We start from the raw sequence: 23,961 nt of genomic DNA, 5'->3' as shown, positions 1-23,961 counted from the left end.
ATACCCATGGCTGATGCAAAGGCTGCTCAACACGACGATGCTCACGGTCATCCGACCGGCTGGCGTCGTTACGTATATTCCACCAATCACAAGGACATCGGCACGATGTACCTGATCTTCGCCATTATGGCGGGGATTATTGGTGGCGCGCTTTCCGGCTTCATGCGCTGGGAACTGGCTGAGCCTGGCATCCAGATCTTCCACGGTCTGGCGCAGATGGTTTACGGTTTTGAAGGTGACGCAGCCATTGATGGCGGCAAGCACATGTACAATGTGTTCACCACCGCGCACGGCCTGATCATGATCTTCTTCATGGTCATGCCGGCCATGATCGGCGGCTATGCCAACTGGTTCGTGCCCATCATGATTGGTGCGCCCGACATGGCATTCCCGCGCCTCAACAATATCTCGTTCTGGCTGTTGCCGCCCGCTTTCATTCTTCTGCTGATCTCGCTGTTTGTTGAAGGCCCTCCGGGCGCATACGGCACCGGCGGCGGCTGGACCATGTATCCGCCTTTCGCCACGACCGGGCAGCCCGGACCGGCGGTGGATTTTGCGATTCTCTCCCTGCATATCGCCGGTGCGTCCTCAATCCTTGGTGCGATCAACTTCATCACCACGATCTTCAACATGCGTGCGCCGGGCATGACCCTGCACAAGATGCCGTTGTTCCCGTGGTCGGTTCTGGTCACGGCCTTCCTGCTGCTGCTGTCCCTGCCGGTTCTGGCTGGTGGCATCACCATGCTGCTGACGGACCGTAATTTCGGCAGCACGTTCTTCGCCCCTGAAGGCGGCGGCGACCCGATCCTGTTCCAGCACCTGTTCTGGTTCTTCGGTCACCCGGAAGTTTATATTCTCATCCTGCCGGGCTTTGGCATCATCTCCCACATTGTGGCCACCTTCTCCAAAAAGCCGGTTTTCGGGTACCTGGCGATGGTCTACGCAATGGTCGCGATTGGTGTTGTCGGCTTTGTCGTGTGGGCACACCACATGTACACCACCGGCCTCAGCCTTGATGTGCAGCGCTATTTCGTTGCCGCCACGATGGTGATCGCCGTGCCAACAGGCATCAAGATCTTCTCATGGATTGCCACGATGTGGGGCGGCTCGATCACCTTCCGCACCCCGATGCTCTGGGCCATTGGCTTCATCTTCCTGTTCACCCTTGGTGGTGTGACCGGTGTGGTGCTGGCCAATGCCGGTGCAGACCGTGCGCTGCATGACACCTATTATGTGGTTGCGCATTTCCACTATGTGCTCTCGCTGGGTGCTGTGTTCGCCATCTTTGCGGCCTGGTACTACTGGTACCCGAAAATGTTCGGCAACATGTACAATGAGACCCTTGCCAACATCCATTTCTGGCTGACCTTTGTGGGCGTGAACCTTGTGTTCTTCCCGCAGCATTTCCTTGGTCTTGCCGGCATGCCGCGTCGTTATATCGACTACCCGGATGCGTTCGAGCTCTGGAACCAGGTCTCTTCCTTCGGTTATGTCGTGACGGCAATCGGCGTGGTGGTCTTCATCATCACGGTGATCGAGGCGCAGATGAAAAAGCGCAAGGCTGCTGACAATCCCTGGGGCGAAGGGGCAACCACGCTCGAATGGACCCTGTCCTCCCCGCCGCCGTTCCACCAGTTTGAAATGCTGCCGCGGATCACGACCTCCGCTCACTAACAGGGTATCGCTTTGGCCTATATTGACGACAGCCAGAACATTTCGACCCACGCAAGGGAAGCGCGCGTAGAGGATTATCTCGCGCTTCTCAAGCCGCGTGTGATGTCGCTTGTGGTGTTCACGGCCCTCGTTGGTATGGTCGTGGCGCCTGTGGGCGTGCATCCTTTTGTCGGCCTCATCGCCATTTTCTGCATCGCGGTCGGGGCAGGGGCCTCGGGTGCGCTGAACATGTGGTATGAGGCCGATATCGATGCCGTGATGAGCCGTACGGCCAACCGGCCTATTCCCGGTGGCCGCATGGTGCGGGACGATGCCCTGGTTTTCGGTATTGTGCTTGCAGCTTTCTCTGTCGGTCTTTTGGGGCTGGCAACCAATTGGGTGGCGGCCGGTCTTCTGGCCTTCACCATCTTCTTTTACGCGGTCATTTACACGGTCTGGCTGAAGCGCGCGACGCCGCAGAATATCGTCATCGGCGGCGCAGCCGGTGCGTTCCCGCCAATGGTGGGCTGGGCGGCAATGACCGGCCAGATATCGCTTGATGCCATGGCCCTGTTCCTGATTATCTTTTTGTGGACACCACCCCATTTCTGGGCGCTGGCGCTCTACAAAAAATCAGATTATGCCGCCGCCGGCATTCCCATGATGCCCAATGTGGCCGGCGAACGTTCGACGCAGAACCAGATCGTCGTCTATTCCGTGCTGCTGACGCTGGTGGCCTTCACGCCTGTACTGACCGGACTTGTCGGCTGGTTCTATGCGGTCCCCGCAACAATTCTGGGTTTGGGCTTTTCAGTGCTCGCTGTGCGGTTGCGCATGGCCGAGGGGGCAGAGATGCGCCGCCGCGCGCGCACGCTGTTTGTCTACTCCCTCTATTATCTGTTCATCCTGTTTCTGGCGCTGCTGGCTGACGTCGGCATCATCAGATGGTTTGGAGCTGTCTAATGGCCCCGGTGCAATTGAGTGACGAGGAAATCAAGGCCCGCCGCCGCAAGCGGTCGGTTGCCATCGGCATCGCCCTGGGTGTGCTGGTTGTGGTGTTCTATGTGCTGACCGTGGTCAAGATGGGCCCGTCAGTATTTGATCGTCCGTTGTGAGGGGCAATATGAGCCAGATGGACACAACGCTCGAACCCGCGACAAGAAGTAACCTGAGAACGGCCGGTGTGCTGGCGCTGCTGGTTTTGGGCATGATCGGCATGGCCTATGCGGCAGTGCCCCTCTATTCGATATTCTGTCAGGTCACCGGCTATGGTGGCACGACCCAGCGCGCAGAGGCCAATCTCAAAGGCGTCATCGGCCGCGAAATGGTAACGCGTTTCGACGCGACCGTTTCCAGCGGTCTGCCCATCCGCGTTACACCCGCCAAACCGATCTCCGGTGCGATTGGCACGCCCGAAACCATCGAATTCACCGCGACCAATCTGACTGCGCGGCCCTTGATGACGACGGCAAGCTTCAATGTGACCCCGCAAAAGGCGGGCGTCTATTTCAACAAGATCGAGTGTTTCTGTTTCACCGAACAGGTGCTTGCACCGGGCGAAACAGTAAAAATGCCGGTCACGTTCTTCGTGGACCCGGATATTGATGCTGACAAGGATCTCGACACAGTGCATGAGATTACCTTGAGTTACACCTTCTATGCTTCAGACAATGGGGGAAGCTGACCATGGCGGCCCATGCCAAAAACCATGACTACCATCTTGTAAATCCGAGCCCGTGGCCCGCCCTTGGCGGTCTTGCGGCGTTCATCATCGCAGTCGGCGGCATCCTGTGGATGCGCGATGTCACCCCTTGGGTGTTCTGGGCAGGCCTGATTGCTGTGCTCTACACCATGTATGCATGGTGGGCCGACGTCATCCGCGAAGCCAATGCTGGTGATCACACCCCCGTGGTGCAGATCCATCATCGCTATGGCATGATCCTGTTCATTGTCTCGGAGATCATGTTCTTCGTGGCCTGGTTCTGGGCCTATTTCGACGGCTTCTTCCGGGTTGACGATATCGAGCAGTTTGCCCGCGTAGCCGCCACTGGCGGTGTCTGGCCACCCGTTGGCATCGAGGTGTTCGATCCCTGGCATTTGCCGATCTTCAACACATTGATCCTTCTCACCTCGGGCACAACCATCACCTGGGCACACCATGCCCTTTTGCATGATGATCGCGAGGGCCTGAAATGGGGTCTGATCCTCACCGTGGCACTCGGGGCGCTGTTCACTGTTGTCCAGGCCATCGAATATGCCTCGGCCGGGTTCAGCTTCTCAGGCAATATCTATGGCGCGACCTTCTTCATGGCGACCGGTTTCCACGGCTTCCATGTGCTCGTCGGTACCATCTTCCTTATTGTCTGCCTGCTGCGGGCGCTGGCCGGCCAGTTTGATGCCAAGAACCATCTCGGCTTTGAATTCGCTGCCTGGTACTGGCACTTCGTCGATGTGGTCTGGCTGTTCCTGTTCGCCAGCATCTATGTCTGGGGAAGCTGGGGCGTTGTGATTACCCACTAACAAGATCAGGAAGGCCCCGGACCCGTCCGGGGCCTCTTTCTTTATGACCCAACCATCTCACCGCACGCCTTCTCCATTCATCGCCGGCCTGATGTGCCGGTGTCCGCGTTGCGGCGAGGGTCCGGTGTTCCGCGGCTATTTGAAAGTCGCCTCACGTTGCGAAAGCTGCGATCTGGATCTCGAGTTCGCCGATAGCGGCGACGGCCCGGCAGTGTTCATCATCTTCATTGTCGGCTTCATCATCATGGCTTTGGCCCTGATGGTGGACAATCTGTTCCATCCGCCGGTTATGGTGCATCTCATGCTCTGGCTGCCCGCCACGGTTATTTTGTGCCTGGCCATGCTGCCGCCATTCAAGGGCGTCATGATCGCTCTCCAATATCAGCACGATGCAAGGGAAACCCGCCCTGACTGAAGATGATTTCGCCGAAGTGTCCAATGCGCTCAAAGCCCGGCGCAAACCGGTTTCGGCACCGGTCTCCTGGGCTTTTGTAATCGTCATGATTGCCCTGGCGCTGTTTCTGGCCAGTCTTGGCGTCTGGCAGCTGGATCGGCTTGGGCAAAAACAAGCGCTGATTGCAGCCGTGGACGCCCGGATCGATCTGCCCCCCGCAGCATTGCCGCCAGTGGCCGAATGGGATTCGTTTGACGAAGAGGTGTTCAATTTCCGCCCGGTAAAGCTTGAGGGCCGTTTTGTGACCGATAACAGCGTGCTGGTCTTCACGTCCATGACCGGTACCCGTGGCCCCTATGAAGGGCAGGGCTTTTGGGTCATGAGCCCGTTCGCGCTCGAGACGGGCGGCACGGTGCTGGTCAATCGCGGGTTCGTGCCGCAAGGGGCCGGACAACGCTTCATTGGTGCCAGCGGCGATGCCACACTGCCGCAAGGCACTGTCACCATCACCGGTCTGGCGCGTGTGTCCGAGGCAACAAATACCTTCACCCCCGGGCCGGATCTGGCGGGGCATATCGAATATGTGCGCAATATCGATCGCCTGATCGCAATGATGGACGCAGCGCTGGCCCCGGTCGCGCCCATCTATGTGGATCAGGATGCAGCCAAGGCGGGTGATCTGCCACAGGGCGGCGAAACCGTGATCGATTTCCCCAATCGCCATTTTGAATATGCAATGACCTGGTTCCTGCTCTCGGCTGTCACTGTGCTGATGACAGGCATGTGGCTCTGGCGGCAGCGCGCCCGTTGAGGGCGGGTTGCAGTCGGCCAAGTGAGCGACTAGGGTGCACCGGTTGGATTCAGAGTAGCTCCCGATGAAATTTGTCTCTACGCGCGGCGCGGCGCCTGCGCTTGGTTTTTGTGATACGATCCTGACCGGCCTTGCCCCTGATGGCGGTCTTTACCTGCCCCAGGAATGGCCGCAAATCTCTGCGGAAGATATCGCGGGATATGCGGGCAAGCCCTATGCCGATATTGCCTTTGATGTCATCAGGCGCTTCACGGCGGATGAAATTTCCGATGCCGAACTGCGCCCGATGATCGATGCGGCCTATGCCACATTCCGTCATCCCTCAACCACACCGATGGTGGAGCTGGAGCCGAACCATTTCATCCTTGAGCTTTTCCATGGCCCCACCCTGGCCTTCAAGGATGTCGCCATGCAATTCCTGGCCCGGGTCATGGATCATGTGCTCACAGGCCGTGGCGGGCGCGCCACCATTGTCGGTGCCACCTCCGGCGATACCGGATCGGCGGCCATTGAGGCATTCCGGGGCCGCGATAATATCGATATTTTCATCCTGCATCCGCGTGGCCGCACCTCCGATGTGCAGCGCCGCCAGATGACAACCGTGCTCGACGATAATGTGCACAATATCGCGCTGGAGGGCACGTTCGACGATTGTCAGAAAATCGTCAAAGGCATGTTCGCCAACCCCGCGTTCCGCGATGGCGTGAAGCTGTCGGGCGTGAATTCGATCAATTGGGGCCGCATCGTTGCCCAGATCGTTTATTATTTCAAAGCCGCCAGCGATCTCGGCGCGCCGCAGCGCAAGGTGAGCTTCACCGTGCCGACCGGCAATTTCGGCGATATCTTTGCCGGCTACGCGGCAACGCGCATGGGCCTGCCAGTGGAAAAACTGGTCATTGCCACCAATGAAAATGACATCCTGGCCCGCACCATGGAAACCGGCCGTTATGAAACCGGCACGGTGACGGAAACCGCCAGCCCCTCCATGGATATTCAGGTGTCATCCAATTTCGAGCGGCTTCTGTTCGAGGCGCTTAATCGCGATGCAGAGACGACCAAGGGGCTGATGGACAGTCTCAACCAGTCCGGCAGCTTCACCGTGCCCGACCCGGCACTGGCCGCCATCCGCATCGGTTTCGATGCGGCGCGTGTCAGTGAATTTGAAACCAGCACCACCATTGCCGATTGCCATAAGCGCTCCGCTTACCTTGCAGACCCGCATACAGCGGTCGGTATTGCAGTTGCCCGCCGGTTCTCCGGCGGGACGACGCCCATGATTACCCTGTCGACGGCCCATCCGGCCAAATTCCCTGCAGCCGTCAGCGCTGCGGCGAATGTTGAACCATCCCTGCCGGTGTGGTTGGCTGATCTGCACAAGAAACCAGAACGCATGGACGTTCTGGACAATGACCAGGACGCGGTCGAAACTTATATCAAGGCCCGTACGCGCGCCTGGGAGGACTGAGTGAGAGCACAAATCACCAAGCTTGAGAACGGCATGACCGTCCTGACGGATAACATGCCGCATCTCGAAAGCGCCGCTTTGGGTGTCTGGGTCAAATCCGGCTCGCGCAGCGAGTTTGACAATGAACACGGCGTTTCTCACCTGCTCGAACATATGGCGTTCAAAGGCACAAAAACCCGCAGTTCGCGCCAGATTGCCGAAACCATCGAGAATGTCGGCGGCGATCTCAACGCGGCGACCTCAATCGAGCACACCGGCTATTTTGCCCGCGTCCTCAAGGATGACGCCGCCCTGGCCGCAGATATCCTTTCCGACATTTTGCAAAATTCCGTGTTCGACGCGCATGAATTGTCCCGCGAACAGCAGGTGATTGTGCAGGAAATCGGCGCCTCGCACGATACGCCCGACGATCATGTGTTTGATCTTTTTCAGGCCGCCGCCTTTCCCGATCAGGCCATTGGCCGGACCATTCTGGGCACCACCGATTCCGTGCGCGGTTTCGAGCCGGATGCGATCCGCGCCTATATGGATCGCAATTATGTCGGCGACCGGATGCTGATTTCGGCCGCCGGCAATGTCGATCACGATCAATTGGTCGATATCGCATCCGAACGCTTCAAGGATCTAAAACCCACCGGCGCGCCGGAGCCGCAAAAGGCCCGCTATGTCGGCGGCGATCTGCGCCACGAATCCGATCACGAGCAGGCCCATGTGGTGATCGGTCTTGAGGGGCGTCCCTATAATTCCGACGGTTTCTATGCCGTCCAGATCCTGTCCAGTATTCTGGGTGGCGGCATGAGTTCGCGCCTGTTCCAGGAAGTGCGCGAAAAGCGCGGCCTGTGCTATTCCGTCTATGCTTTCCACTGGGCCTTTGCCGATAGCGGCATTTTTGGCGTCGCAGCAGCCACGGGAGCCGACGATGTCGGCGAACTGGTGCCGGTGATCATGGAAGAATTGCGCAATGCCACCGAAAGCATCACCGAGGAAGAAGTTGTGCGGGTGCGCAACCAGATTCGCGCCGGGCTGCTGATGTCGCTGGAAAGCCCGGCCTCCCGCGCAGGCCAGCTGGCCCGCCAGCAAATTCTCTGGGGGCGGCCAATCCCGCTGCAGGAAACCGTTGAACGCATAGGCCGGATTGACGTGGACCGGGTGAAAAAGATCGCCCGCGAAATTCTCGACGCGGCAAACCCCTCGGTGGCGGGCGTGGGGCCGGTGGCCAACATGCCGGACTATGACGTCATCGTGCAGCGTCTGAAGGCCTGAGGCACCAACATGCTGGGGCGCTGGCTCGTTCGGGACAAGACCCCCGTTCTGCGCTGTCAGGAACTGGTTCTGCGCGCGCCCGCCAAAAGCGATTTTACGCAATGGCACAGCGTCCGGCTGGCCAGCCGCCCGTTTTTAAAGCCGTTCGAGCCGCGCTGGACAGAGGCTGATCTGGACCGGAATATCTACCTCGAGCGGATAAAGCGGGGCGCTGAGGCCAGCGCCAAGGGCACGGAATACACCTTTTTTATCTTCGTCACCGATGGTGGCACCCAGCGGCTGGCCGGCGGTCTGACCCTGTCAAACATCCGCCGCCGCGTCGCCCAGCAGGTTAATCTGGGGTACTGGATGAGCGTCAACGACGCGGGCAAGGGCATCATGACCCGGGCCGTCGCCACAGTGTTGCCCTTTGTCTTTGATGATCTTGGCCTGCATCGGGTGCATGCCGCCTGTCTCCCCACCAATATGGCGTCCCGCCGTGTCCTTGAAAAAAACCGATTTCACGAAGAAGGCTATGCGGACAATTATTTGCAGATCGACGGTGCGTGGCGCGACCATGTGCTTTATGGGCTGTCACGCGAGCGCTACGAAACATCGCATGGGAGCGTGTGACGCCAGACCTTGTGGCATGACGCAAAGCCCTTTACCAAGGAATGCCTCTTGTCAGTGAACAGCGGGAAATCCCGGACCTATATGCGCTATCTTCTTGCCTTTGCGATGTGTTTCCTGTGCGCGTTGACCAGCGCCTTGCCGGCTGCCGCCTTCGAGGTCATTTCGGTTCCCGAAGATGTGAATGCCATCAACCTGCGGGCAGGGGTCGATGTTTTCCCCGGCGAGAACGGGCGTATCCAGCTCAGCACCGCACCAAGCGAAGATGGCATTATCCGCCGCATCGAAGTGCTGGCGTCCGAAGATGGCACCAACCCGAAATGGGCCCTGTTTGCCCTGCGCAATGATACCGATGTGCAGCTTGAGCGCCTGCTGGTCGCCCCGTTCTTCCGCCTGCCGGGATCCGGTGTTATCGCGCCGGATCTGGGTGCGGAACGGGTTTCGGTCATCACCGTCAGCCAGGGGCTGCGGCCCGAACGCACAAGCGACGCGGAAGCTGATGTTTTCGGCATCACCCTCGATCCGGGCGCGACAGTCACCTTTATTGCCGAGTTGAGTGAAGGCAGTCTGCCCGAGCTTTACCTCTGGAAGCCCGATGCGTATCGCGATTATGTCAACTCGTTCACGCTGTTTCGCGGCACGGTGCTCGGTGTCGCCAGTCTGGCGGCGCTGTTCCTCACCATCATGTTTGTGGTCAAGGGCCGGGGCGTGTTCCCGGCAACCGCCGCTTTTGCCTGGGCGGTGCTGATCTATCTTTTGATCGATTTCGGCATCATGGGCCGCCTTCTGGGGATTGGTAACGGCTCAATGCAGCCTTTCCGCGCCGCAGCGGAGGCGGGGCTTGCGACCACACTGTTCGGCTTCCTGTTCATCTATCTCAATCTGCATCGCTGGCATTTGCGCTTCGTGCATCTGGCCATGGCGCTGGCCGGGGTGTTCCTCATCCTGTTCGGTGTGGCCTTTTTCCAGCCGGCCATTGCCGCAACCATTGCCCGCGTGGTGCTGGTGCTGCTGGGGCTGACAGGGCTGTTTCTCGTCGTTTTGCTGGCACTGCGTGGCTATGATCGCGCCGTGCTGCTGGTGCCGACATGGATCATTTATCTCGCCTGGTTGTTCTATGGCTGGATGGTTGTCACCGGTCAGGTTTCCAATGACATTGCCCAGCCCGCCGTTGCCGGCGGCCTGATGCTGATTGTCATGCTGATCGGCTTTACCGCCGTGCAGCACGCCTTTTCTGAAGGGCAGGTCTCGGTGGGCACCTTGTCCGAGGTCGAGCGGCGCGCCATGGCGCTCACCGGCAGCGGCGATTTCGTTTTCGATTGGAATATCGATCGCGATCGCGTCAACGTCTCCGAAGAACTCTCCCAGCGCCTCGGCGAACGGCGCGGGGCCCTGCGCGGTGCCATCAAGCGCTGGCTCGACCGTATCCATCCCGAAGACCGCGACAAGTTCCGCGCCGCCCTCGACACATTGGTGGAAATGCGCCGGGGCAAGGTCAACACCGATGTGCGTATCGCCAATCAGGATGGCAGCCACCGCTGGTTCCGCATGCGGGTGAAACCGGTTCTGGGCGGTGACGGGCAGGTTACCCGTATCGTGGGCACTTTGCAGGACATTTCCGACGAACGCGCCGCCCGCGAGCGGCTCTTGCATGATTCTGTCACGGACAGCCTGACAGGGCTGCCCAACAAGGAATTGTTCCTCGACCGGCTCGACAGGGCGCTGGTGCGCTCGCGCACCAATGGCGGTTCCAAACCGGCCGTGTTCCTCATTGATATCGACAAATTCGCCGAACTCAATGAGCGCGTCGGCCTTACCGCGTCCGATTCCGTATTGCTGGCGGCGTCGCGCCGCATTGCCCGCGTCCTGCGCCCGCTCGATACGGTGTCACGCATCAATAGCGACCAGTTTGCCGTGATCCTTTCGGCAGAGCATGGCGTTGGCAAGATCGCCGAAGTGGCAGAACAAATCCGCAAGGCCCTGCGCGCGCCTTTCAATTTCGGCGACCGCGACCTGACGATGACCGTTTCCATCGGCATCACCATTTTCGACAATTCCAGCGCCACAGCGCTCGATGTGCTGCGCGATGCGGAATTGGCCATGTATTACGCCAAGCGCCATGGCGGCGACCGTATCGAGGCCTATCGCGCCTCGGCCCGCTCCATCACCGCCTATTCCCGCGCCACGGAAGAAGATCTGGCCCGCGCCTTGCGTCAGGGTGAACTCCAGGTTGAGTTCCAGCCGATCATGGATATTCACACCAACCAGATCGCCGGTGCCGAAGCGCTGATGCGCTGGAACCACGCAACGCGCGGTTCGGTCAGCCCGGACGAATTCATCCCCTTGGCCGAGCGTACCGGCCATATCACCAAAATCGGGCGATTGGCTTTCGAACAGGCCGCCAACCAGGCTGAATCCTGGCGTCGCGCTTTCCCGCTCAGCGATGAATTTTTTGTCTCGGTCAACCTGTCACCGCGCCAGCTCGCCACCGAGAACATGCTCTCGGACATGAAATCGCTCGTCTCCCAGCACATGCAGGTCATCAAGCATCTCAAGCTTGAGGTGACCGAAAGCCAGGTCATGAGCAATCCCGAGCACGCCGCCTATGTGCTCCAGAGCCTGAAATCCATGGGCCTCAGGCTGGCGCTTGATGATTTTGGCACGGGCTATTCCTCGCTCTCCTATCTGCACCGTTTCCCCTTCGATACGGTCAAAATCCCGGCGCCATTCGTCCAGATCAGCGAACAGGCCGGCCTCGCTCATACCCAGGTGCCCATCATGCGCGCGGTCATCTCGCTGGCAGCCGAACTGTCCATGATGGTGATTGCCGAGGGGGCAGAAACCGACGATGAGGTGGAGCGCCTGCGCCATCTCAATTGCCGCCACGCCCAGGGGTTTGCCTTTGGTGCGGCAATGACCGGCGACGAGTTCCGTCGCCGGCTGGCAAGCCAGTTTACCTGATCGTCAAGCCGTGCCGAATGTGGAGCTGAGGCTGGCGCGGTTGACACTGCCATCCCGGCTCAATGTGGACAGGGCCGCGTCATAACGGTTGTCGATAGGCTCTTCAAACAGCAGCCTGACCGATTGCGGTGCCGTCAGCCAGCCATTGGCCATTATTTCATCCTCAAGCTGTCCCGCACTCCAGCCGCAATAGCCAAGCGCAAACAACGCATTCTCTGGTCCGGGGCCATAAGAAATCGCCTTGAGCACGTCAATGCTCGCGGTCAGGCACACGTCATCGGTGACAATCACCGTATTGTCTTCACCGAAATAGTCCGGCGAATGCAGCACAAATCCGCGCCCGCGTTCCACCGGGCCACCGCTCAGCACCGCCCGGTCGCGCACTTCCGGCGGTAGCTTTATATATTCGTCCGGATGGCCGAGATTCATCTCTTCCAGAATTTCGGTGAAATGCATGTCCGGCAGGCTCTGGTTGATGACGATGCCCATTGCCCCTTCCTCGCCGTGGGCGACCAGGTAAACCACGGCATCACGAAAGCGCGCATCCATCATCCCGGGCATGGCGATGAGAAACTGTCCTTTAAGAGAGGTCATCATTTTTTTGTCCTCGCTTGGCTTTCATTCAATCTATCATAACCGCCAATATGCTTCTTATGCAAAAGCTGTAAGATCACGAAGGCCTGATCAAACGCGACTTTGAGAATGCCGGACAATGCGCTAGCCAAGGACATGATGAAAAGATTTTTGCCCATAGCCGCGCTTGTTCTCGCGGCCTGTCCCGCCGCCCACGCTGCCGAAAGCCCGTGGGTCGAGGTTGCGCCTGACACACGCATGCGCCTGATTTCCAACGACCTTGTGGTCAACGGCAAGACCATGGCGGCGATTGAGCTGGATATGCCCGCAGCGACCAAGACCTATTGGCGCATTCCCGGGGAAACAGGGATCCCCGCCCAGCTTGATCTGGCCGGTTCAACCAATGTTGAAAGCGGCGAAATCGTCTGGCCTTACCCGTTGCGCCAGATTGAGCACGGTTTTGTCGATTTTGTCTATAAGGGCGAGACCCTATTGCCCGTGGCGCTCACCGTCGGTTCCGGTGCCGCTGAGGTCACCGCCAATGTCATGCTCGGCGTCTGCGATCAGATCTGCGTACCCGTTCGTGCGGAACTGGCACTGACGATTAACCCGGCCAGGCCGGACAGGCGACAGGGCTTGCGCATTCAGCAGGCACTCGCCGATGTCCCGGCACCATGGGCCGGCGATGCAACCATTATCGGCGATGTCATCATCGATCCGGTAAGCCGCCGCCTCGATGTCGCCATCGATACCGCTCAGGTCGATCCGCAAAGCGTCATCATTGATAATGGCGATCCAGGTTTGCTGTTTTCCATGCCGCAAAAAAGCCCCGAAGCGGGGTTAGTCAGCTTCGAATTGCTGGGAAAGAGGGCAGGAGAGGGCTTGCAAGGTCAACCCGTTCGGCTCACATTCCTGACTGAAAATGGTGCCTTTGAGGTCTCCCGTATCGTCAGGATGCGCGATCGCTGAGGTCTTTTGCGATTTCGGCCCACATGCCGGAATGACACGGTCTTTATGACAAATCCAGAGGGTCGCGCCGTGTGATCCGCACATCTGAATAAACAAGGTTCGGGCATGATCCAGCAAGGCGACGCCATTCCATCTGTAGCGGTGAAACTGGTGAACAAGAGCGGTGTTATTGACGGCGACAGCGCCACCATCTTTGGCGATGGCCGCGTGATCCTGTTCACAGTGCCGGGCGCCTTCACCCCCACCTGCCACAATAATCATCTGCCCGGCTATGTCAGCGCGGGCGAAGCCCTGCGCACCAAGGGTGTCAACCGCATCATCTGCATGACCGTCAATGATCATCATGTGGTCAGTGCCTGGGCCGATGCCTCAGAGGCATTGGGTGTTGTTGAATTCATCGCCGATGGCAATGCCACCCTGACAAAGGCGCTCGGTCTCGACAAGGACATGAGTGGCGGCGGCATGGGCACACGCGCCATCCGCTCCGCGCTGGTGATAAAAGACGGGATTGTCGAGGCGGTGTTTACCGAAGATCAACCAGGGCAGGTGACTTCCTCGGGCGCACCCGCTATCGTTGAATTTCTTGAATCAATGCCGTCCTAAAAAGTTATGCGTAAGGAGTTGGGGCAGATGAAAATCGCTTTCGGGGGACAGGGCATGCGCCGCGCGATCCGTGTTGTAGGAATACTGGCCGTTGCCGGCGCGCTTTCGGGCTGCGGCATGGGGTCTTTCATGGGCGGCGGTGACCCCTCGATCACCGGTGCCACCAATAATAATCTGGCCGATGCGGCCACCAGCCAGGCAGCGATTGCCCAAGCGGCCCCCAGCGCCTTGCCCGCCATCGCAACCGAATGCCCGCCGATCAAGGTGCGCAATGGCGGCGAATCCGTTTTCTCCTACGCGAACAAGAAGATTGGCGACCCGCGGGAGCTGCAATTCCAGGCTGTTATCGACAAACAGTCGCGCAATTGCGTCGTCTCCAACGGCCTGATCACCGTCAAAATGGGTGTTGTCGGCCGCTTGCTGCTGGGCCCCGCTGGCGAGCAGAAGGATTTCACCCTGCCGCTGCGCTTCGCAGTTGAGCGCGATCAGCAGGCCATCTTCTCCGAGAAATATGACATCCCGGTTCAGGTGACACCGCCGAACCAGTCGGAAGAATTCGTCAAGGTCGTCGAGAATGTCGCCATTCCCTATGTCGGCGGCGAGGACATCACGATTTGGGTGGGTTTCGACCCGCGCTCCTGATTTCAGGCAGATAATCCCGTGAATTTCAGGGCGTTGATCCGGTTCGGATTGACGCCCTTTCGATTCTGAACCATGGTGCCCATGACTGCGGGAGAGATTGGGCTGGTGCCGCCTTTTGGGGGCAATCATCAAAACCATCCCAACGCCGAAGGAGCAACCGCCCCGGAAACTCTCAGGCAAAAGGACCGCAATCGAACCAGAACTCTGGAAAGCGGATGCCGGGCCGCGGAGGGATCGTCTCCTTCTGCAATTCCCCCGGACATCCCACCGACGGAGTAGCCGCAGGCGTTTGGCAAGTGCCGGACGAAAGCGGGAAATCTCTCAGGTTGTAGGACAGAGGGGGCGTGCAAGGCATTGGCAAATGCCCAGCGCCCCTGTGTGCCAAACCTGAGGTGAAATGGTGGAAACCGACAACCTTCTGAAAACGCCATTATTCGATCTGCACACCGCCTTGGGCGGCCGCATGGTCGGTTTTGGCGGCTATGCGCTGCCGGTCCAGTATAAAGGCATCGTCGCCGAACATCTCCAGACCCGTCAGAGCGCCAGCCTGTTCGATGTCTCGCATATGGGCCAGGTCACCGTCACCGGCCCTGACCACGCCACAACGGCGGCAGCGCTTGAAACCATCCTGCCCGGCGAATTGCTCTCCCTCAAGCCCGGCGAAATGCGCTACACGGTCCTGCTCAACGACAAGGGCGGCATTGAGGATGATCTGATCGTCACCCGCCCTGCCGAGGGCCAGGCGCCCGATGGCATCCTGTTTATCGTCGTCAACGCGGCAACCAAACATAACGACATGAAGCTCATGCAGGCCGCTTTGGGCGACAAGCTCAATTTCGCCCTGCATGATGACCGGGCGCTGATCGCCATTCAGGGGCCAAAGGCCGTTGATGCGCTGGCCCGCCACAGCGATATCACACAAAAACTTACCTTCATGCAGGCCGGCCCGGCAACCATTGCCGGCTTTTATTGCCATGTCTCGCGCGCCGGTTACACGGGCGAGGACGGGTTTGAAATTTCTGTCGCCAATGCCCATGCCAAGCAAATCGCCGAACTGCTGCTGGCCGAACCGGAACTGGAACCCGCTGGCCTTGGCGCCCGCGACAGCCTGCGTCTTGAAGCCGGGCTTTGCCTTTATGGCCACGACATGAATGCAGACATTGATCCGGTCACCGCCGGCATCTTTTTCGCCATCGGCAAGCGCCGGCGCACCGAGGGCGGTTTCCCCGGCGCGGACACCGTTCTGAAAGTTCTCGAAGATGGCCCGGCCATGCGCCGCGTCGGCATTCGTTTTGATGGCCGCCTGCCGGTGCGCGAGGGCGCGGAACTGGTGGATGCAGATGGCAAGCCCCATGGCCATGTCACATCCGGCGGCTTCTCGCCCAGTCTCGAAGCCCCGATTGCCATGGCCTATCTGCCCGCATCGGTTGCAGCCCTGGGCAACCCAGTCACCGCCATGGTGCGCGGCAAGCCGGTCACCGGCACCATCACCAAAATGCCCTTTGTCCCGCAGCGCTATGTGCGCACGCTTTCCTGATTTCCATTCCCACTGGAGAGATCCAAACCATGAAATTTTCCACCGATCACGAATATATCCGTACCGAGGGTAACGCTGGCACAGTCGGTATCTCCACCTTTGCGCAAGAACAGCTCGGCGACATCGTTTTTGTCGAACTGCCCGCCGTCGGCACCGCGCTCAAAAAAGGCGACGAAGCCGCTGTTGTTGAATCGGTCAAGGCCGCATCAGAAATCTATGCGCCCGTATCGGGCACCGTCACCGAGGTCAATGAAGCGCTGAATGGCGATCCCGGTCTTGTTAATTCCGATCCTGAAGGCAATGGCTGGATTTTCAAGCTGTCCGTTAGTGACGCCGGAGAACTCGACGATCTGATGGATGCCACCGCCTACGCCTCACACACCGCTCAAGGGTAATTCTGCATGCGATATCTGCCGCACAGCGATGCCGAACGCGCCGAAATGCTCGGCGTGATCGGCGCGAAAACCGTTGAAGACCTGTTTGCTGCCGTGCCGCGCGCAGCGCTGCAAACGGAAAGTCTCAACCTGCCGGGGCATCAGCCCGAATATATGGTCGAAAACCATATGCACGCCCTTTCGGGCAAAAACCGTGCGGCGGGGGACGGCCCGTTTTTTGTCGGTGCCGGTGCCTATCGCCATCACGTGCCGGCGAGCGTTGATCACCTGATTCAGCGTTCCGAATTTCTTACCGCCTACACGCCGTACCAGCCCGAGATTTCCCAGGGCACGCTGCAAATGCTGTTCGAGTTCCAGACCCAGGTCGCCAATCTCACCGGCATGGATGTGGCCAATGCCTCCATGTATGACGGCTCCACCGCCACTGCCGAAGCGGTGCTGATGGCTTGCCGCCTGACAAGGCGCAACAAGATCATTCTCTCCGGCGGCATCCACCCCCATTATCGCGATGTGGTGCGCACTTATATGGGCGAAGGCGAACATCTTGTCTGTCTTGAGGCCAGCCCCGAAGGGCAGGGCGGTATCACCGCCGAGGTCGACGACGCAACTGCCGCCATCGTCATCCAGACCCCCGATTTTTATGGTCATCTGCGCGATGTCAAATCGCTGGCCGAAGCCGCCCACGCCAAGGGCGCGCTGTTGATCGTTGTTGTCACCGAAGCGGTGGCCCTCGGCCTGATCGAAGCCCCCGGTGCGCTGGGGGCCGATATTGTCGTCGCCGAAGGCCAGTCCATCGGCAATGCGCTCAATTTCGGCGGCCCCTATGTGGGGCTGATGGCTACGCGGGACAAATTCATCCGCCAGATGCCGGGCCGGCTTTGTGGTGAAACGGTTGATGCGGAAGGCAAGCGCGGTTTCGTTTTGACGCTTTCCACCCGCGAGCAGCATATCCGCCGCGAAAAAGCGACATCCAATATCTGCACCAATTCCGGCCTTTGTGCGCTCGCCTTTTCCATCCACATGTCGCTTCTGGGCGAGGCCGGGCTGACAAAACTTGCCCGCCTCAACCATGCTAGAGCCTGTGCCCTGGCCGACGCGCTGGAGGAGATCCCCGGCGTCGAATTGCTCAACGACACCTTCTTCAACGAAATGACCCTGCGCCTCTCCAAACCCGCGGCGGCAGTTGTCGAAGCACTGGTCGCCAAAAACATCATCGCCGGCGTGCCGGTCTCCCGGCTGGAGCCGGGCAAGCCCGAGCTTGATAATCTGCTGGTGCTCGCCGCAACGGAACTCACCAGCGATGGTGACATCGCAGCTCTGGTAGCTGGATTGAAAGAGGTGCTGGCATGAGCATGAATAATCAGGGCCGCCCCACCGCCCCCACAAATGATGCTGTCACCGCCACCGGCGCAGCGCTTCTGCCCGACGAGCCATTGCTGTTTGAAATCGGCGATACAGATCATTCCGGCGTCGATCTGCCCGATGTGGAAATCACCGGCACCCGCCTTGGCAATCATGCCCGCAAGAGCCCGCTCGATCTGCCCGGCCTGACCGAACCGGAGGCCATGCGCCATTATGTGCGCCTGTCCCGGCTCAACATGTCGATTGATAGCGGCATGTACCCGCTTGGTTCCTGCACCATGAAGCATAATCCGCGCCTTAATGAAAAACTGGCGCGTCTGCCCGGCTTTGCCGATATTCATCCCCTGCAGCCGGTCTCCACCGTGCAGGGCGCGCTCGAACTGATCGACGAGCTGGCCGACTGGCTGATGGTACTGACCAATACCTCAGCCGTGGCCATGAGCCCGAAAGCCGGTGCCCATGGCGAGCTTTGCGGCATGATGGCCATCAAGGCGGCGCAGGAGGCGCGGGGCGAGGGCCATCGTAAAGTGGTTCTGGTGCCCGAAAGCGCCCATGGCACCAATCCGGCAACCGCCGCCTTTCTCGGCTATAGCGTCAAATCCATTCCCGCCAATGCCAATGGCACCGTGGACGCCAGTGCGGTGATTGCCGCGCTCGGCCCCGATGTGGCCGCGATCATGCTGACCAATCCGAACACCTGCGGCCTGTTTGAGCCCGAAGTGATCGAAATCGCCCAGGCTGTACATGACGCGGGCGCCTTCTTTTATTGTGACGGGGCCAATTTCAACGCCATCATGGGCGTCGTCCGCCCGGGTGATCTCGGCATTGATGCCATGCATATCAACCTGCACAAGACCTTCTCGACGCCCCATGGCGGCGGTGGGCCGGGTGCGGGGCCTGTGGTGCTCTCCGAGGCGCTTGCGCCCTTCGCGCCCATTCCCTTCGTCCGCAAGGACGGGAACAGCCGGGTTCTGGTCGAACATGGCGAAGGCACGCAAAGTTTTGGCCGCCTCACGGCCTTTCATGGCCAGATGGGCATGTTCACCCGTGCGTTGAGCTTCATGCTCTCCCATGGCGGTGACGGGCTGGCCCAAGGGGCCAAAGATGCGGTGCTCAATGCCAATTACATCAAGGCGCGGCTCGAAAAGGTGTTCTCCGCCCCGTTCGGCGGTCAGCCCTGCATGCATGAAGCGCTGTTCGATGACAGCTTCCTTGAGGGCAGCGGCGTCAGCACGCTCGATTTCGCCAAGGCGATGATCGATGAGGGTTTCCACCCCATGACCATGTATTTTCCCCTGGTCGTGCATGGGGCCATGCTGATTGAGCCCACAGAATCGGAATCAAAACAAACCCTCGACAAATTCTGCGATACCATGCTGGAATTGGCAGCGGACGCCAAAGCGGGCAATCTCACCCGTTTCACCGCCGCGCCAATGAAAGCGCCCCGGCGGCGTCTCGATGAAACCCGCGCGGCCCGCAGCCCGATGCTCAAATGGGTGGCTCCGGTCGCAGAACAGGAAGCTGCAGAGTAATGCGCAAACGGAAAATGGCGGCACCGGTCATCGGCATTCTGCTGGCCGGCGCCATCGCCATGGTGCTCTGGCCCACGCTTTTCCCCAGCAATGAGGAACAGGCCGGCCAGCAGCCAACAACACAGGCCTATCTGGGGAATGGTCTGGAGGGAACATTCACGCTGGCGGTCAACTGGCAGCCCGCCTTTTGCGAAACCCGCCCGGAAAAGCGCGAATGCGAAAGCCAGACCGCGGCCCGCTTCGACGCCGAAAATTTCTCCCTGCACGGTCTTTGGCCCGAGGGCCCGGACAGCCTTTATTGCGGCGTCAGCGATGACGAAGTGCAAATGGACAAGGCCGGGCGCTGGCAGGATCTGGAACAGCCGGAATTGTCGCCCACCACACGCGACCGTCTGAATACGATCATGCCCGGCACCCAGTCCCAGCTCGACCGGCATGAATGGATAAAGCACGGCACCTGCGCCAACAGCACAGCGGAAGATTATTACGCAACTTCATTGGCGCTGATGGACGGTTTGAATGCCACCCCTGTGCGCACCCTGTTTGATGCCAGCAAGGGCCAGTCGCTCACCGCTGCCGAAATCCGCGCCACCTTTGATGATGTCTTTGGCAAGGGCGCCGGTGCCCGCGTCGGAATTGACTGCGTCAGGGACGGGGATCGCACCCTGATCGCCGAACTGCGGATTGGGCTTGAAGGCAAAGTCGGGGCCGGTGCCCCGCTCGGTGCCGCCATTCTTGCAGCCTCACCTCGCGCCACTGGGTGCCCTTCAGGCGTCATCGATACGGTCGGCCTGCAATAGATGAAACGCGGGCCCTTGAGGGGGCCCGCGCCGTTTGCCGATGTCTCTATTTATCGGCAGCCACCCGGTGGGCCGCCAGTCCCAGAAAAAGCGGAAACTCGCCTACCGCCCGCCTTGCGGCCTTGGTGCCGGCCGTGATGGTGCTGTCGGTGACCTCGCGGATATCCGAAATGATAAATCCGGCATCCTTCAATGCCGCCGCATAAACGCCAAGGGGCCGGTGATAGCTGCGCGTGGTGCCTTGCCGCTGCCCGCCATAGGCCTGCATGGGCACCGCCAGCTGCGATAGATAGGTGTCGAGCCGCCGGTATTGCAAAGCGCGCTTCTCGTCCCATCCCCAGCCGCTTTGGCGGGGAATGCGAAAGCAGGGGTGCAGCATGACGATGGCCAGCCGGCCACCGGGCTTGATCAGCCACGCCGCCGATTTCAGTGCCGCCGCCAGCGGATCAATATCCTGAAGCGACAGCAGAAACGTCGCAACATCGAAGCTGGCGGGTTTCAATGCGGGCATGGCCGTCAGCCTGGTCACGTCCCCAACCAGAAACCGGCCATGCTGACCATGATGGCGCCGGGCAAGGGCGATCAGTTTTGGCGACAGGTCAATTCCTGTCAGGCGTCCCCCGGCCCGGGCAATATGGGGGGCGAGGATGCCCGGCCCGCAGCCCAGATCGGCAACCTGCATGTCGTCTTGCCCATCAAGCAGTGACAAGAGCAAGGGGATGGCAAGGGTGCGGTGATATTTGCTGCCATCAGGACCAACCCATCCGGCATACCAGTCAGCTACCGCATCCCAGCTCGTTGAGCTGGAACGGGGCGCAGTAAATTTGCGTGACATTATGTGTTCTCATTAAACGCGTTCAACTGCGTCAAAAGAGCGATGCCGATTTCGGGAGAGGACCTGCAGTCTAGATGTACCGGATCCCGCGCAAACAAATCTGCTCGCCATACTGGCGATCAACAAACCCTGTCAACGGACTGGCATCGCGCCTAGAGCGCGCGAATGCGAATATAGAAAAAAGCACACATGAGATATTTTTAGCGACTGAAGGCACGCTGCGCAACGACCGGAGAAGCAGAGTGGTATCTCAGTTTGAAATCTTAAATCCACGTTGGCGGTCGCCTTCAGAAGCTGCCGTCCTTTAGCGTCGCCCCCCTAGGTCCGGTCGGCATATCGAAGTGACCTTGTAACTAGTTTGTCGTCACCGCATTCTAGGCATCTGCCATGCGCACGTGAGAAGTCCGTTGTGAGGCCAAGCGATCTAGCGATAACATTCACTTGCTGGCGTGGCGATATTTCGGCCATCCCGGCAAGGCAATCATCGCACAACGGCTTTGGTGTGTGTTCAGTCAGTATTTGGTGAATTCGTTCTGGGTTATCCATGCCGCTCAGCATATAGGAATTCGGCGATGGTTTCGATAGGGGTGTTAAACTATCGGGACTTCAAACTGAGACACCACCCACCACCAGAAGCCGAGAGCAAGAATCAGGTTTTACCAATAAAAAACGGGCCTTGCGGCCCGTTTTTAAACTTCAGCATTTACAAAAGGATCAGTTGAGCTTGGCAGCCACATCTTTGATGGCCTGGTCAACAAGCGCGTCGCCCTTGGCCGTCATCTGGTCGGCAAGGATAGCCCGCGCCGCTTCCACGGCGACATCGGCAGAACGTGCCCGCACTTCGCCAATCGCCTGTGCTTCGGCCTGGGCGATCTTATCTTCCACAGCCTTGGTGCGGCGGGAGATCAGGTCTTCCAGCGATGCATTGGCTTCCTCGGCAATGCGCTCGGCTTCTTCCTGGGCGGCGGTGATGATGTCTGCCGCTTCGCTCTCGGCATCCTTGCGCTTGCGCTCATATTCCGCCAGCAAGGCCTGTGCTTCTTCGCGCAGGCGCTTGGCTTCATCAAGGTCATTGCCGATCTTGGCAATCTTGTCGTCCAGTGACTTGGCGATCATTTTCGGCAAGCCGAAATACACCATCAGAGCCAGAAACAGGATCAGCGAAATGAAGACCCAGACCGAGGCCCAGGTTGTTGCATCCCAACCCATTATGCTTGCTCCTTAACCACTTTGGCGACAGCGTCGCGTGCGGACTTTACCGGCACCTTGCCCAAAAGCTGGGCGACCAGAGCCTGTGCAGTATCGACAGCAATCTCGCCGACATTGCCCATGGCTTCAGCCTTGGTTGCCTGAATCCGCGTTTCGGCTTCGCTCATCTTTTTGGAAAGATCGGCTTCCACCTTGGTGCGCTTGGCATCGAGCTCGGTTTTCACCTTGCTGCGGGTTGCCTCGGCAATGCCTTGAGACTTGGCCTTGGCATCAGCCAGGGCTTTCTCATAATCGGCCAAAGCCTGATCGGTCTTTTGACGCATACGCTCGGCTTCAGCCAGATCGCCTTCAATCCGGTCGCGCCGGACTTCAAGAATCTCGCCGATACGGGGCAGGGCGACACGGCTCATCAGCACATAGAGAAGGCCGAAAGCAATGGCCAGCCACAACAGCTGTGATCCGAATGTGCTGCTGTCAAATGGCGGGAATGCGGACGAATGTGCGTCCTCACCACCATGAGCAAGAGTTCCCTCTTGCGTATGGTGCAATACGCCATCGACTTCACTCGATTGTTCGAGCTCCTCGAGGGCATGCTCCACGGCATTTTCCTGAGCCACCAGTGTACCGGTCATGATCAAACACCCATTGGGTCAATGCTCGTCTGGCAGGTGCCAGACAAATCAACGGCAGCCATGGCTTTTGGCCCCGGCCGCCGTCGCGATTTCAGTAAGCCTGAATTAGACGGCGAACAGAAGCAGAAGGGCGATCAGGAACGAGAAGATGCCCAAAGCTTCAGTAACAGCGAAGCCAAAGATCAGGTTGCCGAACTGGCTCTGTGCGGCGGAGGGGTTGCGCAGGGCACCCGACAGGAAGTTGCCGAAGATGTTACCCACACCCATTGCTGCACCAGCGAGACCTATACAGGCGATACCGGCACCAATCAGTTTTGCAGCTTCTGCTTCCATGACATGTTCCTTTCAAAGATAAAGCGTTGTTGCTTTTACACGACGGACTGTTTTGACCGCCGCGAATTTCGTTAAACCCTAATGTGACGGATGGATCGCATCATTGAGATACATTGCCGTCAGCACTGCAAACACATAGGCCTGCAATGCGGCAACCAGAAACTCGAGCGCTGTCAGCGCCACTGTCATGAACAGCGGCAAGGCAGCACCGAGGAAACCGAGAAAGCCGAGCGAACCCATCGTGAAGATGAAGCCGGCAAACACTTTAAGCGTGATGTGTCCCGCAAGGATATTGGCGAACAAACGCACGCTGAGAGAGATCGGGCGCGACAGGAACGAGATGATCTCGATCGGCACCACGATGGGCAGAACATAGCCGGGGACACCAGCAGGCACGAAAAGCTTGAAGAAACCAAGCCCGTTGCGCATGAACCCGTAAACAAGGACCACCGAAATCACCAGCAGCGCCAGCGCGAAGGTGACAATGATATGGCTGGTAACGGCGAAGAAGAACGGCACCATGCCGAACAGGTTGGCCACCAGAACGAACATGAACAGCGAGAACACGAAGGGGAAGAACTTCATCCCCTCGGTACCCGCAGAATCGCGCACCATATTGGCGACGAATTCATAGAGCATCTCGGACAAAACCTGCGCCCGGTTCGGCACAAGGCCGCGACCTCGGGTCGACAGAATGAGATAGCCGGCGATGACGACAACCGTCAGCACCATGAACAGCGAGGAATTGGTGAACGCAATCAGCGAACCACCGTCACCACCGCCAAAAGAGAAAAGAGTCTCAATACCAAATTGATGGATTGGATCGACTTTGTTCGGGTCTGCCACGTTTAACGGCCCTTGCC

The 23,961-nt window shown here is 59.1% G+C and carries 25 protein-coding genes and 1 riboswitch; of the genes, 19 read left to right on the top strand and 6 right to left on the bottom strand.

Annotation, left to right across the window (positions count from 1 at the left end; translation table 11 throughout):
- Window positions 1-6 precede the first annotated feature (6 nt).
- The 11 genes from ctaD to L1P08_RS07660 all read left to right on the top strand — a co-directional run bounded on the left by ctaD (window position 7) and on the right by L1P08_RS07660 (window position 11,676).
- Complete coding sequence (gene ctaD / locus L1P08_RS07710) at window positions 7-1,674, top strand: cytochrome c oxidase subunit I (protein ID WP_303619418.1); 1,668 nt, start codon at window positions 7-9, stop codon at window positions 1,672-1,674.
- A 12-nt stretch (window positions 1,675-1,686) separates the two neighbouring features.
- Window positions 1,687-2,616, top strand: coding sequence for a heme o synthase (locus L1P08_RS07705; protein ID WP_303619417.1), 930 nt, complete (start codon window positions 1,687-1,689; stop codon window positions 2,614-2,616).
- Entirely contained in the window at window positions 2,616-2,768 is a 153-nt protein-coding gene (locus L1P08_RS07700; protein ID WP_303619416.1) for a cytochrome c oxidase system small membrane protein, read from the top strand. Before L1P08_RS07705 ends, L1P08_RS07700 begins: the two co-directional genes overlap by 1 nt.
- An 8-nt stretch (window positions 2,769-2,776) precedes the next feature.
- On the top strand, window positions 2,777-3,337 hold the full coding sequence (locus tag L1P08_RS07695; RefSeq protein WP_303619415.1) for a cytochrome c oxidase assembly protein: 561 nt from the start codon (window positions 2,777-2,779) through the stop codon (window positions 3,335-3,337).
- Window positions 3,338-3,339: 2 nt separating this feature from the next.
- Window positions 3,340-4,173 (top strand): cytochrome c oxidase subunit 3, encoded by an 834-nt coding sequence (locus L1P08_RS07690; RefSeq protein ID WP_303619414.1) that lies wholly within the window; start codon window positions 3,340-3,342, stop codon window positions 4,171-4,173.
- A gap of 43 nt (window positions 4,174-4,216) precedes the next feature.
- Window positions 4,217-4,588, top strand: a complete 372-nt coding sequence (locus tag L1P08_RS07685; protein WP_303619413.1) for a DUF983 domain-containing protein — start codon at window positions 4,217-4,219, stop codon at window positions 4,586-4,588.
- Window positions 4,563-5,378, top strand: a complete 816-nt coding sequence (locus L1P08_RS07680) for an SURF1 family protein (protein ID WP_303619412.1) — start codon at window positions 4,563-4,565, stop codon at window positions 5,376-5,378. The genes L1P08_RS07685 and L1P08_RS07680 overlap by 26 nt, the downstream gene beginning before the upstream one ends.
- 64 nt (window positions 5,379-5,442) lie before the next feature.
- Window positions 5,443-6,843, top strand: a complete 1,401-nt coding sequence (thrC, locus tag L1P08_RS07675) for a threonine synthase (RefSeq protein WP_303619411.1) — start codon at window positions 5,443-5,445, stop codon at window positions 6,841-6,843.
- Window positions 6,844-8,106, top strand: coding sequence for a M16 family metallopeptidase (locus tag L1P08_RS07670; RefSeq protein WP_303619410.1), 1,263 nt, complete (start codon window positions 6,844-6,846; stop codon window positions 8,104-8,106).
- A gap of 9 nt (window positions 8,107-8,115) precedes the next feature.
- Window positions 8,116-8,718, top strand: a complete 603-nt coding sequence (locus tag L1P08_RS07665) for a GNAT family N-acetyltransferase (protein WP_303619409.1) — start codon at window positions 8,116-8,118, stop codon at window positions 8,716-8,718.
- Window positions 8,719-8,799: 81 nt separating this feature from the next.
- Window positions 8,800-11,676 carry an EAL domain-containing protein gene (locus L1P08_RS07660; RefSeq protein WP_303619408.1) on the top strand — a complete coding sequence of 959 codons (2,877 nt, stop codon included), beginning with the start codon at window positions 8,800-8,802 and terminating at the stop codon, window positions 11,674-11,676.
- Window positions 11,677-11,679: 3 nt separating this feature from the next.
- On the opposite strand, the gene L1P08_RS07655 is transcribed toward L1P08_RS07660, so the two are convergent.
- Window positions 11,680-12,270: a YqgE/AlgH family protein gene (locus L1P08_RS07655; RefSeq protein WP_303619513.1), complete on the bottom strand. Its 591-nt coding sequence runs from the start codon at window positions 12,268-12,270 to the stop codon at window positions 11,680-11,682.
- Between the two features lie 135 nt (window positions 12,271-12,405).
- On the opposite strand from L1P08_RS07655, the gene L1P08_RS07650 reads away from it, so the two are divergent.
- From L1P08_RS07650 to L1P08_RS07615, 8 genes are all read left to right on the top strand, one after another.
- The gene (locus L1P08_RS07650) at window positions 12,406-13,218 is read left to right on the top strand and encodes a protein-disulfide reductase DsbD domain-containing protein (RefSeq protein WP_303619407.1); all 813 of its coding nucleotides are present in this window, start codon (window positions 12,406-12,408) and stop codon (window positions 13,216-13,218) included.
- A 105-nt stretch (window positions 13,219-13,323) separates the two neighbouring features.
- On the top strand, window positions 13,324-13,821 hold the full coding sequence (locus L1P08_RS07645; RefSeq protein WP_303619406.1) for a peroxiredoxin: 498 nt from the start codon (window positions 13,324-13,326) through the stop codon (window positions 13,819-13,821).
- Between the two features lie 27 nt (window positions 13,822-13,848).
- Window positions 13,849-14,463, top strand: a complete 615-nt coding sequence (locus L1P08_RS07640) for a hypothetical protein (RefSeq protein WP_303619405.1) — start codon at window positions 13,849-13,851, stop codon at window positions 14,461-14,463.
- Between the two features lie 78 nt (window positions 14,464-14,541).
- Window positions 14,542-14,661, top strand: a riboswitch (glycine riboswitch).
- A 199-nt stretch (window positions 14,662-14,860) separates the two neighbouring features.
- Entirely contained in the window at window positions 14,861-16,000 is a 1,140-nt protein-coding gene (gene gcvT, locus L1P08_RS07635; RefSeq protein WP_303619404.1) for a glycine cleavage system aminomethyltransferase GcvT, read from the top strand.
- A gap of 29 nt (window positions 16,001-16,029) precedes the next feature.
- Window positions 16,030-16,395 (top strand): glycine cleavage system protein GcvH, encoded by a 366-nt coding sequence (gcvH, locus tag L1P08_RS07630; RefSeq protein ID WP_303619403.1) that lies wholly within the window; start codon window positions 16,030-16,032, stop codon window positions 16,393-16,395.
- A 6-nt stretch (window positions 16,396-16,401) separates the two neighbouring features.
- Window positions 16,402-17,745: an aminomethyl-transferring glycine dehydrogenase subunit GcvPA gene (gene gcvPA / locus L1P08_RS07625; RefSeq protein ID WP_303619402.1), complete on the top strand. Its 1,344-nt coding sequence runs from the start codon at window positions 16,402-16,404 to the stop codon at window positions 17,743-17,745.
- On the top strand, window positions 17,742-19,289 hold the full coding sequence (gcvPB, locus tag L1P08_RS07620) for an aminomethyl-transferring glycine dehydrogenase subunit GcvPB (protein ID WP_303619401.1): 1,548 nt from the start codon (window positions 17,742-17,744) through the stop codon (window positions 19,287-19,289). Before gcvPA ends, gcvPB begins: the two co-directional genes overlap by 4 nt.
- Complete coding sequence (locus L1P08_RS07615; protein WP_303619400.1) at window positions 19,289-20,089, top strand: ribonuclease T2 family protein; 801 nt, start codon at window positions 19,289-19,291, stop codon at window positions 20,087-20,089. The genes gcvPB and L1P08_RS07615 overlap by 1 nt, the downstream gene beginning before the upstream one ends.
- A 46-nt stretch (window positions 20,090-20,135) precedes the next feature.
- On the opposite strand, the gene L1P08_RS07610 is transcribed toward L1P08_RS07615, so the two are convergent.
- The 5 genes from L1P08_RS07610 to L1P08_RS07590 all read right to left on the bottom strand — a co-directional run bounded on the left by L1P08_RS07610 (window position 20,136) and on the right by L1P08_RS07590 (window position 23,944).
- Window positions 20,136-20,924: a class I SAM-dependent methyltransferase gene (locus tag L1P08_RS07610; protein WP_303619399.1), complete on the bottom strand. Its 789-nt coding sequence runs from the start codon at window positions 20,922-20,924 to the stop codon at window positions 20,136-20,138.
- A 714-nt stretch (window positions 20,925-21,638) separates the two neighbouring features.
- A complete protein-coding gene (locus L1P08_RS07605) occupies window positions 21,639-22,133 on the bottom strand; it encodes a F0F1 ATP synthase subunit B family protein (RefSeq protein WP_303619398.1) in 495 nt (164 codons plus the stop codon).
- Entirely contained in the window at window positions 22,133-22,765 is a 633-nt protein-coding gene (locus tag L1P08_RS07600) for a F0F1 ATP synthase subunit B (protein WP_303619397.1), read from the bottom strand. Before L1P08_RS07600 ends, L1P08_RS07605 begins: the two co-directional genes overlap by 1 nt.
- Before the next feature lie 105 nt (window positions 22,766-22,870).
- On the bottom strand, window positions 22,871-23,098 hold the full coding sequence (locus L1P08_RS07595) for a F0F1 ATP synthase subunit C (protein WP_303619396.1): 228 nt from the start codon (window positions 23,096-23,098) through the stop codon (window positions 22,871-22,873).
- Window positions 23,099-23,176: 78 nt separating this feature from the next.
- Complete coding sequence (locus L1P08_RS07590) at window positions 23,177-23,944, bottom strand: F0F1 ATP synthase subunit A (protein WP_303619395.1); 768 nt, start codon at window positions 23,942-23,944, stop codon at window positions 23,177-23,179.
- Window positions 23,945-23,961: the final 17 nt, after the last annotated feature.

Source organism: Mariluticola halotolerans, assembly GCF_021611515.1.
Lineage (GTDB): Bacteria > Pseudomonadota > Alphaproteobacteria > Rhizobiales > Devosiaceae > Mariluticola > Mariluticola halotolerans.
This window is presented reverse-complemented; position numbering and strand designations above follow the sequence as displayed.